Below are 13,938 nucleotides of genomic sequence, written 5' to 3' on the forward strand. Positions count from 1 at the left end.
CCACCTGACCCCATGCCGAACTCAGAAGTGAAACGCCGTAGCGCCGATGGTAGTGTGGGGTCTCCCCATGCGAGAGTAGGGAACTGCCAGGCATCAAATAAAGACAAAAGCCCCGTACTTGCGTACGGGGCTTTTGTCTTTATTGCTATCAGGATGTTGGCTACACGAGAAGAGAGTAGGACAAAAGGCTATGCCTTTTGAACGTTGCGAAGCAACGGCCCGAAGGGTGAGGCACGAAGTGGGTCATCAACTGCCAGGCATCAAATTAGTGGAAAACCTCAGTCGAAAGACTGGGGTTTTTTGCTATGGGGATTTTACGAAGTAGGCAATGGACGTTTAACGATCGCGTTTACTGTATTCGCTATAACGTTTTAATGATGTATGACCTGATAAGCCCCATAACCCACCACGGCTCCGGCTGCATCCCATGCAAAATCTTTCCAGCTCCACCCTGTACCGGCTTCACGGCTGTCATATAACTCTTTCCCTGCGCCTAATCCTATCGAAAAGAGCAGACCGAAAGAGCGGCTCCGCGCATCATTCCACCCCTGATGTTCCCCATAGGCAGTACCCGCGGCAGCTAATATCGCTGAACCAGCGAAATGCTCAGCTTTATCTTTGCCGGACCAACTGTCATTGGCGAAATGGGTGCAACCGCCGCACAGCAAAACAGGAGTGCAGAGTCCAAGCAGGGCCAGACGAGGAATAGAAATAAGCATGGTATATATTCCTGACATAAAAAAAGCCTGATCACGACGATCAGGCTCTTAGTATAATCGCGGATTATAAAATCCGGCTGATTAATCTATCTATTCGGATACGACGCAAACGTCGAATAAGCTTACGGACTTTGACCGGGTAATTCGGAATACTTTCAAGCTCCATGTAATGCGAGACGATGTGGGTATGCACACGTATTTCCTCAAGTTCTTTATGACGCTGAACTTGCATCTCATTATGCGGGTCATGAATAAGTATAGCGTTCTCTAAATCCAGCCGCCAGGCACGGGGATTAAGGTTATTACCCGTAATAAGCTGCCAGCGGTCATCAACCCACATCCCTTTGAGATGATAGCTATTTTCACCATCTTTCCACAGGCGAACAATTAACTGACCGCTGTCGACAAACCGCTGTAATCGGCTCAAAAAACGACGCAAATTGATTTCATACAAATAAGGCAAGGCACCAATAATTTTAAACGGCTGATCTTGCGGTATATAGAAATCATTCGCCGTCTTATCGCCCACAATGATTTCTACCTGCTTACCGCGACGCAGCAGCGCAATAATGTTTCTTGCGAGCAGTGCTGGCATATTGAAATAAGGCGTACACAGCGTTAATTTTTGGTCGGCGCTGGCCATCAGGTGGTGAATGGTGCGGTTAAGTGAATTCTGCTTACCCAAACCAACTAAAGGAATAACGGCCAGTTCATCGTTGCCTGCGCTGTCTTTAAAATGATAACTGCTGTCGCGCAGGGATTGTCGAAACTGGCGGGTCTCATTTTTAATTTCGATGCTTTTAGGGCGATCTTCACGATCCAGTCGCTGAACTGCGCTCGCGCTGAGGATTGATTTTCTGATGAAATCGACCATAGCTTCTGCCAGAGTGGTGTTCATCAGTAAATGGTAGCGGTCGTAGCGGTATTTCGAATGACGATGTAAATAGACGTCATTGAGGCTGGCACCGCTATAAATAACGCGGTCATCGACGACAAAACCTTTGAGGTGCAGAACGCCTAATGCTTCCCGGGTGTTAACAGGCACGCCATAAATGGGGACCGAAAGGTCTGGATGCTGTTGCGCCATGCTGCAATACCAGTCAGCGTTAGTGTTCGAGGCAGCGGCGCCAATGCGTCCACGCTGAGCACGATGCCAGTCAACCAGCACACAGATCTCAAGCTCAGGCCGTTGTTGCTTGGCAGCATAAAGCGCCGAAAGCACATCACGCCCGCCATCGTCATTCTCAAGGTAGAGTGCAACAAGGTAGATCCGTTGCGTTGCGCGGGCGATGGCCTCAAGCAGCGTGGTACGGAAATCCATTGGGCAGTATAAGGTCTGTACAGCGTCAACCGATTGGGGGAGTTTTGGCAGTTGAGCAAGGTGTTGTTGATGTTTATTACGTTTAAATTTTGACAACATCACTGTGCGCTTCTTCTCTCTTCAGGTAATAGCGATAGCGGCACAGGAAGAACTATGTAAACCGCATAATCGGTGGATAATACCATTAGTGCTCCCAGTTGTGCGCATGTTTTGCCTATTTGTGACCATGAGCGGCGACGTTCTGGCTGGGTTTGAGGCTCAAAGACAGGTTAACAATCCCATCCTGCAACTGCACATCTACATCAAATCCGAGCTTTCTGGCAAGAGACACCATGCCCTGATTATTCGGCATCGTGATCCCTGTCAGACGTTGCAGGCCATGGTCTGAGGTGTATTTGATCATCTTGTCCAGCAGGTGCCTGCCAAGCCCGAGGCCTTTCAAATCTGAGCGAACGAGCACGGAGAATTCAGCATCAATATTGTCCGGATCTGAGACTGCTCGCGTCACCCCAATAATTTCCGATTTATCATTCACCGAACGAATAGCAACGAAGGCCATTTCACGATCGTAGTCGATTTGCGTCATGTTGGCTAAATCATCATGGGTAAACTCGTTGATCTCACTGAAATAGCGATAATAGAGATCTTCTTTGGTCACCTTGAGAATGAAGGCTTTTAGCAAAGGCTCATCTTCCGGCAGGATAGGGCGGAACTGGCAGGCTAAACCATCTTTCAGCGTGACGTGCTCTTCCAACTCCTGCGGATAAGGGCGGATAGCCAGCCGCGAGTGCGTACTGTCGCTGATCGAAGAGAGCTGTAGCGTGACATCAAGCAAGTTCAGCTCATCGCCCGATGCCAGCAACGGATGAATATCCAGCCGGACAATTTGTGGGCAATCGACGATCAGGTTGGACACCTTGACCAGCAGCTGGCTCAGCGTTTGGACATCCAGCGGTCGGGAAGCATTGTGATCGCGTATTTTGCCGCCTTTCACGGCCTGCAAAACCAGATAGCGTGCCAGCGCCAGATTCAGCGGAGGTAATGCGATCGCCACCTGCGTTTCAGGACGCCACTCGCTGCCGCCTTCACCGAGCATAATGATGGGGCCAAAGACCGCATCCTGCTCAACGACAATGCGTAACTCCTGTGAGCCGGGCCGATTAGCCATAGTTTGTACTAACAAACCGTGGATACGCGCCTGAGGAAATGAGTGTTTTGCGCGATCAAAGATTGCGTTAGCGGCCTGCTCGACTTCGCTCGATGTACGCAGATAAAGCATCACGCCCTGAACTTGCGAATTGTGTGGAATATCCGGCGAACGCAGTTTCAGCGCGACCGGGTAGCCTACCTGCCCGGCGATATGCACGGCTTCGGCACTGTCACCGGCAATCCAGGTCGGCAGAACATCCAGCCCGTAGGCCTGAAAAATGGTTCGCACTTCATGGGTATCAAGCTGCGTGGCGCCTTCTGTCAGTGCCTGAGTAATTAAACGGTGCGCCTCATCGGTATTTTGCTGCAACCCAACCGGCAATGACGGGGTTTCCTTTAACTGTTTTTGATTACGACGGTATTCGACCATATGCATAAACGCCGTTACCGTACCTTCAGGTGTGCGGTAGGTCGGCACGCCGGCTTCGGTAAACAGTTTGCGCGCTTCCTGTGATGAATGCTCGCCGCACCAGTTGGTCAGCACGGTCACACGTTTCCCTCGGGGATGCTTATGCAGCGTGGCAATCACTTGTTCTGCCGTCACGGTGCCATGTGCCGCTGCGCTTGGCGCATGAATGATCAGAAGGGCATCATAGTCCATACTGTCTAGTAGCGGAGTAAGCACTGACTGGTAGCGCTGCGGCGTGGCGTCATCGTGCAGATCGATGGGATTCGATATCGTGATGCTTTCAGGCAATACGGCCCGCAGCGCCGCTGCCGTCTCTTCTCCTATCGTGGCCAGCTTGCCATTGCGGGACAGTAACTGGTCAAGGGCCATCGAGGCCGGGGCGGCACCATTACTGATGATGAGCAAGCGCTCACCCCGCAGGGGGTGCATATGGCTCAGCGTCTCTACGGCAGAGAACAGCTCGTGCGTATCCTGTACACGCAGCAAACCGGCACGCTGAATAGCAGCATCATAGGCAGCATCGAGACTTAAAGGACTATTAAGCAGCTTTTGCGCCTGCGCACTGCGACCGCTTTTAATCACCAGAATAGGTTTATTACGTGAGGCGCTGCGCGAGGCAGACAAAAAGCGGCGTGCATCACTGATATGTTCGAGGTAGAGCAGGATTGCACTGGTTTTGCTGTCACGCGCCAGAAAATCCAGCAGGTCATCAACATCAATATCCAGGCTGTCTCCCAGCGAAATAAAGTAGGAGAAGCCTACGGCCCGCTGTTGAGCCCAGTCCAGTATTGTATTGGCGACGGCGGCCGATTGCGAAATAAAAGCCAGTTTTCCGGGCAAGATTGGCACCGGAGAAAAGCTCGCATTCAGTCGTTGCCAGGGGGCCAATATACCTAAGCTGTTCGGCCCTAGCAGGCGCATATGAAAACGCTGGGCGCAGGCTTTAAGCGCTGAAAACTGTTGGGAATGGGAAGAGAGCACAATCACTGTTTTACAACCGCGCTCCCCGAGTTGTTCCAACAGGGGCAGATTACGTTCAGCGCGGGTACAGAGGATGGCCAGATCGGGAGTGATGGGTAGGCTGGCAACGTCCGGGTAGGCCAACACGCCACAAACCGCATGGTAAGCGGGGGTCACTGGCAGAACCGGCCCATTGAAGCCGCCTCCCAGCAAATTACGCATCATCAGATAACCGGCGCGGCCGGGTTTGTCACTCGCGCCAAGCACTGCAATAGATTTAGGTCGTAATAATGCTTCTAGTCCGCGCTGGCTCATTTATCCTCCGGATATCAGTGTCGTACTGATTCTAGAGGGTTTCGTTCTCTTTTGCTGTGAGCTGATGCACCAGATGATGGGGTTTTCCCGCCAGATACTGCGTGCGGAAATGGGTGAAGTGCCGCGACAGTCCTGCAGACGCCTCAATATCACCGGCTTTTTCCAGCAAGGCGGCGGCCACTTCTACGGTGCAATGTAATTCAGGGCGTGAGGCTTCCCGCAGAATATAGCCGGAGCTGGCGCTTACATCGAGAGAGAAAACCGGCAAATTATCCATATAGGGACTTTTGCGAAACATCTTACGCGCTTCGTTCCAGGTGCCATCGAGCATAATAAACAAAGGCGGTTTACTGCCCGCCGGGACTTCGGTAAACACCTGACGCGGCGGCGGTGCGAAAGATGCCGGGAAAACGACATACGGCTGGCGGGACGGATCTGAAATGGCCTCAAGCAGCGCGGGATCCGTTTGCGTGCGCGACCACATAAATGCCTGTGTATCGGGCAGAACGTCAGCAATCAACCGGCCGGTATTGCTAGGTTTCATTGGCTCAGTATCAAACATCACCAGACAAAAACGGCTGGCGGCCTGATGAATTTCTCGTGTGGCGCAGATGCAGTTGCGTTTAGGCAGCAGGCAGGCCTGGCAGCGGATAGCACGCGAACCGCGCGCAAGGAACGGCCGGGTGGATTTGGCAAGGCGCTGCTCACGCAGGCGAAGAACGGCATTGTCTGACATAAGCATTCCGCAGGTAGAAAACCGGCTATTCTAATCGGCGTTGGTGCGCAGTGATAGTGGCATATCGGCGTAAAGTGTCCGCTCTGACGAAAAGAAAAAGGCCCGCACACTGGCGGGCCATTGGCCGGGGGCTTAATCCGGACTTATGCGTTACAATGATTCATTCAGCCAGTTGTTGAATGGCGCTTTAGGCATTGCGCCGCTCAGCATGTCGACCATTTTGCCGTCATTGAACACCATTATGGTCGGAATACTGCGGATACGAAAACGCGCGCTCAGCTCAGGCTCTGCTTCTGTATTCACTTTAATGAAACGGATTTTACCGGCACGTTCCTGCGCGACATCTTCAAAGATGGGCGCGAAGTTCACGCAAGGGCCACACCACGGTGCCCAGAAATCGATAACTACCGGCAAATCATCCTGCAGGTATTTATCCAGCGTACTTGCCGTAGCGTGAACTACCTCGCCTTCAAACAGGGAGTGACCGCAACGGCCGCATTTTGCGCCGTCGTCGATACGATCCTCAGGCAGGCGGTTGGTAGCCTGGCATGAAGTACAAATCGTATTCATAAAATTAGCCTCTGCATTGCTCAGTCGTGAGAGTCGGATCAACCCGACACCAATAAGTGGTGAACGACGGGGCTGATATGTTGCTTATATGTTGCCAGTATGAAGTTAGACCGCATTCTGGACAACGCGGTTTACTCAATGAATACGATAGTTTTTAGCTTTTGGTCCAAAGCAAGTGGCTTACCACACAGACATCAGGTAATCTTCGCGCCCAGCGCGTAGGTGGAGAGAGAAATGAACGATTCATTCAGTGGCAAAAACGGCAAAGTCAAAGTGATGTACGTCCGCAGTGACGACGACGGCGATAACCGCAATAACGATAAACGTCCTTCTAACAATAAAGGACGTCCTGGCGACAAGCCGCGTACCGGATCCCGTCCAGACGATGCCCGCCGCAATGAGCGTCGCAGCACCGATACCCGTGGTGATTCACGTGGTCCTGACGCTCGCCGTGGCGATGCTCGCCCGCAGCGTACAGGCCGCGATGCACCGCGTCCGGCGCGTTCTGACCGTGACGACGACGGCCCGTATTCCTCACCGTGGAAAACCGTTTCCCGTGCACCGGACGATGAGTCTGCACCGGATCACGGCGGCATCAGCGGTAAAAGCTTTATCGATCCGGAGCAACTGCGCCGTCAGCGTCAGGAAGAGACCCGCGTGTACGGCGAGAACGCCTGTCAGGCGCTGTTCGCCAGCCGCCCGGACTCTATCGTCCGTGCCTGGTTCGTACAATCTGTGACGCCGCGTTTTCGCGAAGCGCTGCGCTGGATGGCAGCAAACCGCAAGGCTTACCACGTCGTTGAAGATGATGAACTGGCCAAAGCTTCAGGCACAGAACATCACGGCGGCGTTTGCTTCCTGATTAAAAAACGTCTGGGTCTGGATGCGGATACGTATCTGCAAACTGCGCCGGAAAAAGACTGCGTGCTGGCATTGGAAAATGTCGGTAACCCGCATAACCTCGGCGGTATTATGCGAAGCTGTGCGCACTTTGGTGTGAACGGTTTAGTGGTACAGGATCCGGCTCTGCTGGAATCTGGTGCTGCAGTGCGTACCGCTGAAGGCGGCGCGGAGCACATTAAAGCGATCAGCGCTGACAACTTCCTCGATGTACTGGCCAGCTTCCGTAAAGCCGGTTACACCATCGTCACCACCTCAAGCCATAAAGGTACGGTACTCGGTAAAGCCGAGCTGCCAGCCAAAATGGTATTGGTGCTGGGCGAAGAGAGTGATGGTTTATCCGACAGCGCGTGGCAGCAGGGCGATATCAACGTCTCTATTGGTGGCACCGGTAAAGTCGAAAGTCTGAACGTTTCCGTTGCGACCGGTATTTTGCTGGCCGACTGGTGGCGTCAGAATAAGGCTTAACCTTCAGGGTTATGCTGTGAAAGCCATAAAAAAACGGACGCCTCAGGGCGTCCGTTTTGCTTTCTGCTTTCAGTAAAATCTCCGGCGAAACGCAGATTAGTGCGCACCGCCACCATCTTTACTGCCTCCCGCACCTCCGAACGGCGGTCGGGCGAACCAGATCAAAATCAGCAATATCAGGAAGGCGCCACCCGATAACCAGAAAATCTCATTGGCGGAAATGATCAGCCCCTGATTGGTTATCTCACGTGCTATCCAGCCTGATGCCTGCTGGTGGCTCATTCCCATCCCTTCGAGCTGCGAGTAAGTCTGCTGTGCGGCCGGGTTAAACGCTGTGATGTTTTCCGACAGATGCGCATGGTGCAGCGACTCGCGATCAGCCCACATGGTAGTGGTGACGGATGTACCAATTGAACCGGCCAGTGTACGGATAAAGTTCGACAAGCTCGATGCCGCCGCCATACGTTCTGGTGGTAACCCCGACAGAATAATGGTGGTCAGTGGCATAAAGAAGCAGCCGACCGCGAAGCCCTGAATAAACTGCGGCCACGCAGAAGCCCCAAAATCCATCCCCGGTTCAAACGTATAGGCGCGCCAGTAGAAGCACACCGCGTACATAATAAAGCTGAACGTGATCAGCCAGCGCATATCGAGGCGATGGGCGTAGCGACCGATGATCGGCGACATCATGACCGGCAGGATCCCGACTGGCGCAGAGGCCAGACCCGCCCAGGTCGCGGTGTAGCCATATACCTCCTGCAGTAACTGCGGCAGCAGGACGATAGCGCCGAAGTAGAGCATGTAGGCCAGGCTGATACACAGCACGCCGATAGTAAAGTTTCTCGATTTGAACAGCGACAGATCGACAATCGGGTGGTCGTCCGTTAGCTCCCAGACCACGAGGAAGCAGAGCGCCACCACCGCCACGGCGGCCAGCACGATAATTTCCGTGGAGTTAAACCAGTCCAGCTCTTTACCGCGGTCAAGCATCACCTGCAGGCAACCAACCCCCAAGACCAGTAACACCAAACCGACGCTGTCGATCGGGCGTATTTGTGTGGGCGTTTCGCGGCCTTTCAGCGTTCTCAACGTCAGTGCGACAACCACAATGGCAATTGGCACGTTGATAAAGAAGATCCAGCCCCAGTGGAAGTTATCACTGATATAACCGCCGAGGATCGGGCCACAGATAGGCGCCACGATCACCGTCATCGACCAGAGCGCTAAGGCGGTACTTCGCTTGGCTGGCGGATAGTTATTCAGTAACAAGCTTTGTGATAGCGGGATCAGTGGACCTGCCACCACGCCTTGGATCACACGGAAGAAGATCAACATTTCCAAGCTGTTGGAAATCCCGCACAACCAGGAGGCGATAGCAAACAGCACCGTAGACCACAGGAACAGCTTGACCTCACCGATGCGTTTCGCAAGCCACCCGGTGATCGGAATTGAGATCGCGTTAGCGACCCCGAACGACGTGATAACCCAAGTGCCCTGTGAGTTTGAGGCACCCAAATTACCGGCGATCGTCGGGATCGCCACGTTGGCGATCGTCGAGTCCAGTACCTGCATGAAGGTGGCCATTGACAGCGCCACCGTCATCCAGGCCAGCGGCGCGCCTGAAAGCGGTTTAATTGCCACAAAGGCCTCCGAGGGTATCAGCCTGCATTTGCATGAATAACATCAGCAATAATGGCGTTAACCGGCGCCAGATCCAGCGTCAGCGCCGTAGTCTGGTACAGTGGTTCGGTACGGACTTTATCGGCCAGCACCAGACCGTTGAGATCTTGAGTATCTACTGTAACAAGCGCAGATAAACCGATACGCAGTGGATGTTTTGCTACCTGCTCGTCATCCAGCTCGATACGTACCGGCAGACGTTGAACCACTTTGATCCAGTTGCCGGTTGCATTCTGTGCCGGTAACAGAGAGAACGCACCGCCGGTACCCATATCCATACCGACCACTTTGCCTTTATAGGTCACGTTGTCGCCGTACATATCGCTGACAACGGTAGCCGCCTGGCCTATACGCATATTGGCAATCTGCGTCTCTTTAAAGTTGGCATCAACCCAAATATGATTCGCCGGAACGACAGCCATCAGGGCAGTTCCCGGGGTAATTTGCTGACCAACCTGTACCGAACGGCGTGATACATAACCGTCGATCGGGCTGACCACGCGGGTACGCTGCAGTGCCAGCCAGGCATCACGTACCTGTGCGGCGGATTGCAGAACCTGCGGCTGCTGATCGACAGGGGTGTTCAGCACCATCGCCTGATTGGCATTGTATTGCTGAACCGCAACGTCGAGCTGCGCTTTAGCGCTGTCAACGGCGTCATGCGCATGTTGCAGCTCTTCGCGGCCGATAGCATCGACATTACCCAGCACCACGCGGCGTTTCAGATCAGTCTGCGCTTGTTGCAGTTGAGTCTGACGCAGCGCCACATTAGCCTGATACTGACGGCCATTGATGATCAACTGGTGAGTCTGGCGCACGCTGTTTGCCAGGCCGGTTTTGGCCCGCTCGAAAGCCTGTTCGGCATCGGTCGGATCCAGCACCACCAAAGGATCGCCTTTTTTGACGAAATCAGTGCTGTCAAAATTCACGCTGGTCACACTCCCTGAGACCTGCGCCATGATTTGTACCTGATTACCGGAGACATAGGAGTCATCGGTACTCTGGAAATGACGTAACACCAGCAGCCAGTAAAGCAGGTAGGCGATGGCGATAATGACAAAAACCCCCGTTAAGAACAGCAATGCAATTTTGCGTGATTTCTTTTTCTTGGTTGGTTGTTTCGCAACAACCGAATCCTGCGGTGGCGTCGCCTGAATGCCCGCATTTTCGCTCATGGTTTTCTCCACGCTGAGTCTTGTTTTTTTATGATTTTTGTTCCGCTGCCGGGGCCTGATAACCCCCCCCAAGCGCGCGGATTAAACTGATTTTGGCTTGCAACAAATTGCTGCTGGCGTTCAGTTGGGCCTGTTGTTGCTGCAAGAGCGCTGACTGGCCGGTTAACAACTCATCCCGTCCAATAACGCCTGCTTTGTAACGCGCATCGGCAACCCGATACACATCTTCGATCGACTTCACAGCTGACGACGCTTGCTGCAATTGATCGACACTACTTTTTGCGATGGTCATCGCATCCGCAGTCTGCTGGATAGCAGACAGGATGGTCTGATTGTAAGACTCGACCGACTGGTCATAGAGCGCAGATTCTTCGCCCAGCTTGGCGCGCAGGGCACCCGCATGGAAAATTGGCAGCGAGATAGCCGGCGCGATATTCCAGGCTTTACTGGCTGCGTCCAGCAGGTTTGGCGAGGTACCGCCGTAGTTTGTGGTATTGAAACCACCAAACGCACTGATCGACAGACTCGGATAGAACTCTTTCTTCGCCGCCTGAATACGTTGTGAATAGGACTCAACCAGCGCGCGTTGCGCGGCGATATCCGGGCGTTTGCCCAGTAAGTCGATGGTCAGCTCACCTTTCGGAGAGATGGCGTCTGCGGCAGGCAGGGGAACCGTGTGCAGATTATTCATTGCGTTCGGACCGAGGCCCGCCAGCGCTGACAGCTGATGTTTCAACTGATCAATCTGTGACTGGGATTCAATAATCTGTTGGCGTGCGCTGTCAGCCTGTGCCTGAGTTTGCTGCGGCACATCGATGCCATAAATCCCGGCTTTGTACTGGGCTTTGCGCAAATCGGCCAGATGCTGATTATTATCCACTTCCTGTTGCAGGACTTTTTGTACCGCCAGATTGGCCTGCAACTGATAGTAAGCCGAGGCGACAGAACTGGTCAGCGTCAGGGCAGCCTGTGCCTGTTCGGCGCGGGCTGAATCCACCTGAGCCTTCGCTGCATTGACCTGATTGCGGTATTTACCCCACCAGTCAAACTCATAGCTCAGGTTCAGCCCCAGCGTATTGGTGCTGTCGAAGATTGGCGCATCGGGGTAGCTGGTCAGGAACGGCGGGATCGTATTTTTGGAAACACGCTCACGCTTGGTGGTTCCGTTTAAATCCAGGTAGGGCCCATTGGCTGCGCTGGCTTCACCGACCACGCTCTGCGCTTCACGCACACGAGCCGCTGCCTGACGCAGTGACGGTGAGTTTTGCAACGTCGTCGTCATCAGGTTATCAAGTTGCGGGTCGTTAAGGCTGCGCCACCACTGTGAACTGATGGACAGCGAACTGACTTTAGGCTGGGCCAGTTTCAGTTGCTGGTTGTCCAGCAACGTTGACTGAGGCGCGATGTTATCGCTGGAGGCGCAGCCCGCCAAAAGTAAAACGGCGAACAGCGGCGTAAGTCTCCAGCTGGCTTGGAGTGACATGTTTGGGTTACCTGAACAGAAATTAAAGTAATTGTGTCGCAGTGACATCCATCTGATCGAGGCGAGATAACAGTTTGCGGGTCAGGGTTTCTAACTGCTTCTGTTCATCAGCGTCAAGGGTAGACCAGAGAAGATGCAGGCTCTTATGTTGAGGTGGCAGAACCTTTTGAATAAAGGCTTCCCCGTCCGGCGTCAGGTGCAAATGCAGGCATCGACGGTCGTTATCGCTTTCACGGCGTTCAATCCAGCCGCGCTTCTCAAGCTCATCCGCAATCCGTGTCGCATTAGTACGGGAAGAGCCCAGCGCAGAACTCAGTTCGGAAGGCTGAATGCTGTGGCTTTCCTGTGCATCAAGAGTCAGTAACGCCATAAACAGCGTTTCGTTGATCCCCTGTGCTTTCAGCATTTTATTGCGGTTTTCCAGCAATTTACTTTGCATATGCATACAGAGCCGGGTCAGCAGAATTTCCTGATAAGGAAAGTCTTTCTGTTTCTTGGCCCGGAAATTTAGCATGTGTTCAATTGGCGCGAAGGAGCTGTCCATGACGAGAAACCTCATTAGTTACGAATGACATAGTAACGACGGTAATTAATAATATCAATGTTATGACCCCCCAAAGCTTTAGCATTAAGTGTGATTCATAACGACGGTGAATTATTCGAAATTTAAAGCTTGTGTTCTGCGCCGCGAAAGATGACCGAAACGCTTGTTTTTCAGCCAGTTGGTAACATCACTTTGAAGACCAGTCCGTACGCTACCGCACCAACCAAAGTAGATAAAATGATGCTTTTGCTGCGCCAGAATACCAGCGTCAGTACCACGAAACCGGCAAGTGTGGGCAATAAACGCTGGCTGTCACGCAGGATCTCCGGCGTGCTGGAGACCACAAGAAGGGCGCAGATAGAGGCAATACCAATGCTGTCGAGTACCCGCGCCAGCGGGCCACTTTTCATCGCGCCCGTTTTGCGGCCCGCGCCAAGGCGCAGCGGCAGATAGCGGAAAAGATAATTCGCGATGCCGACGACCCCGCACACAAGGATCACTTCAGTTTTCATTGGCAGCCTCCAGTTCAGCAGCGGGACGTTGCAGCAGCGCGGCGATACAACCCGCGCCTAGTCCGCACAAAATCGCCACGGGGATAGACCAGAACAGCAGACCGCCCAGTGCGCCACCCAGAGAGGCAACGAATACCAGACTTTGCTGACGTTTAAAGGCGGCCAGCAGGAAGCTCAGAAACAGGGCCGGAAGCATAAAGGTGAGAGAAGCCTCGACGGCAGGGTAGTTTTCCAGCGGGCCATTACCGAAAAGCGCACCGATAACGGTACCAAAAACCCAGGCCAGCCAGGACGTGAGCGCGATGCCGCACATCCAGTTTTCGCTCCAGCTGCGTTTATCACGAATCAGTTTGGTGGTGGCGGCGGCAAACACCTCATCGGTCAGGCCGAAAGCCCACAATGCGGTTTTCTTGCCGTTCAGGCGTCCACCCGTCAGGCGGTTGCGCAGGGAAGGGCCGTACAGAACGTGGCGCACGTCCATCGCCATCACCGTCAGGGCTGAAACCCATAACGACATCCCGGCACTCAGCAGGGCTGTGATCACAAACTGACTGGCTCCGGCATAAATCAGCACTGAAAACAGGGTGCTTTCCAGCGGTGTGAAACCCAGTTTCACCGCACTCAGACCGAAGGCAAACGCGATAGGGAGATAACCGATAACAATAGGCAGACTGTCGACAACGCCTTGCGTAAACGTGGAGACGCGAACAGGGGCTGAAGTGTCTTGTGCTGTGTGGGTTGGCATTAGGCAATCAGGGCAGTGAAGACGGGATATCTCACCCGTGAATAATTTATGGGCAAACATTACCAGACTGTCAGTAGTGATAATACCCTCAGTGGGAAATAAATTTCAGCGATGATTATTCGCAAGCTAATCAGGGGCGTGATGATCGCCCCGTGTTGTCAGTTTTCTTCAGCAGGTGGAAATAGGCTCTGA

12 protein-coding genes and 1 rRNA gene are annotated in these 13,938 nt (G+C 53.4%); 2 read left to right on the forward strand and 11 right to left on the reverse strand.

Features of this window, described 5'->3' with window-relative positions; translation table 11 throughout:
- Positions 1-92, forward strand: a 5S ribosomal RNA gene (gene rrf / locus ACZRKO_RS00005); the annotation flags it as partial.
- Positions 93-371: 279 nt separating this feature from the next.
- Here the strand turns inward: rrf and ACZRKO_RS00010 are convergent.
- From ACZRKO_RS00010 to trxC, 5 genes are all read right to left on the reverse strand, one after another.
- Positions 372-719, reverse strand: a complete 348-nt coding sequence (locus ACZRKO_RS00010; RefSeq protein WP_463735237.1) for a YfiM family lipoprotein — start codon at positions 717-719, stop codon at positions 372-374.
- Positions 720-783: 64 nt separating this feature from the next.
- Entirely contained in the window at positions 784-2,139 is a 1,356-nt protein-coding gene (pssA, locus tag ACZRKO_RS00015) for a CDP-diacylglycerol--serine O-phosphatidyltransferase (protein WP_463735238.1), read from the reverse strand.
- A 115-nt stretch (positions 2,140-2,254) separates the two neighbouring features.
- Positions 2,255-4,933, reverse strand: coding sequence for a bifunctional acetate--CoA ligase family protein/GNAT family N-acetyltransferase (locus ACZRKO_RS00020; protein WP_463735239.1), 2,679 nt, complete (start codon positions 4,931-4,933; stop codon positions 2,255-2,257).
- Between the two features lie 31 nt (positions 4,934-4,964).
- The gene (locus ACZRKO_RS00025) at positions 4,965-5,669 is read right to left on the reverse strand and encodes a tRNA-uridine aminocarboxypropyltransferase (RefSeq protein ID WP_463735240.1); all 705 of its coding nucleotides are present in this window, start codon (positions 5,667-5,669) and stop codon (positions 4,965-4,967) included.
- 150 nt (positions 5,670-5,819) lie between these two features.
- Complete coding sequence (gene trxC / locus ACZRKO_RS00030) at positions 5,820-6,239, reverse strand: thioredoxin TrxC (RefSeq protein WP_463735241.1); 420 nt, start codon at positions 6,237-6,239, stop codon at positions 5,820-5,822.
- Positions 6,240-6,473: 234 nt separating this feature from the next.
- Between trxC and ACZRKO_RS00035 the strand changes: the two genes are divergently transcribed.
- Entirely contained in the window at positions 6,474-7,607 is a 1,134-nt protein-coding gene (locus tag ACZRKO_RS00035) for a tRNA/rRNA methyltransferase (RefSeq protein ID WP_463735242.1), read from the forward strand.
- A gap of 96 nt (positions 7,608-7,703) precedes the next feature.
- On the opposite strand, the gene emrB is transcribed toward ACZRKO_RS00035, so the two are convergent.
- From emrB to ACZRKO_RS00065, 6 genes are all read right to left on the reverse strand, one after another.
- Positions 7,704-9,248 carry a multidrug efflux MFS transporter permease subunit EmrB gene (gene emrB / locus ACZRKO_RS00040; protein WP_463735243.1) on the reverse strand — a complete coding sequence of 515 codons (1,545 nt, stop codon included), beginning with the start codon at positions 9,246-9,248 and terminating at the stop codon, positions 7,704-7,706.
- Between the two features lie 17 nt (positions 9,249-9,265).
- Entirely contained in the window at positions 9,266-10,462 is a 1,197-nt protein-coding gene (gene emrA / locus ACZRKO_RS00045; RefSeq protein WP_463735244.1) for a multidrug efflux MFS transporter periplasmic adaptor subunit EmrA, read from the reverse strand.
- A gap of 28 nt (positions 10,463-10,490) precedes the next feature.
- Positions 10,491-11,945 (reverse strand): efflux transporter outer membrane subunit, encoded by a 1,455-nt coding sequence (locus ACZRKO_RS00050; RefSeq protein ID WP_463735245.1) that lies wholly within the window; start codon positions 11,943-11,945, stop codon positions 10,491-10,493.
- 22 nt (positions 11,946-11,967) lie between these two features.
- Positions 11,968-12,489, reverse strand: coding sequence for a transcriptional repressor MprA (gene mprA / locus ACZRKO_RS00055; protein ID WP_463735246.1), 522 nt, complete (start codon positions 12,487-12,489; stop codon positions 11,968-11,970).
- A 170-nt stretch (positions 12,490-12,659) separates the two neighbouring features.
- Positions 12,660-13,001: an L-valine transporter subunit YgaH gene (gene ygaH / locus ACZRKO_RS00060; RefSeq protein ID WP_463735247.1), complete on the reverse strand. Its 342-nt coding sequence runs from the start codon at positions 12,999-13,001 to the stop codon at positions 12,660-12,662.
- Positions 12,991-13,746, reverse strand: a complete 756-nt coding sequence (locus ACZRKO_RS00065) for an AzlC family ABC transporter permease (protein WP_463735248.1) — start codon at positions 13,744-13,746, stop codon at positions 12,991-12,993. Before ACZRKO_RS00065 ends, ygaH begins: the two co-directional genes overlap by 11 nt.
- Positions 13,747-13,938: the final 192 nt, after the last annotated feature.

It is taken from the genome of Ewingella sp. C233 (genome assembly GCF_055407225.1).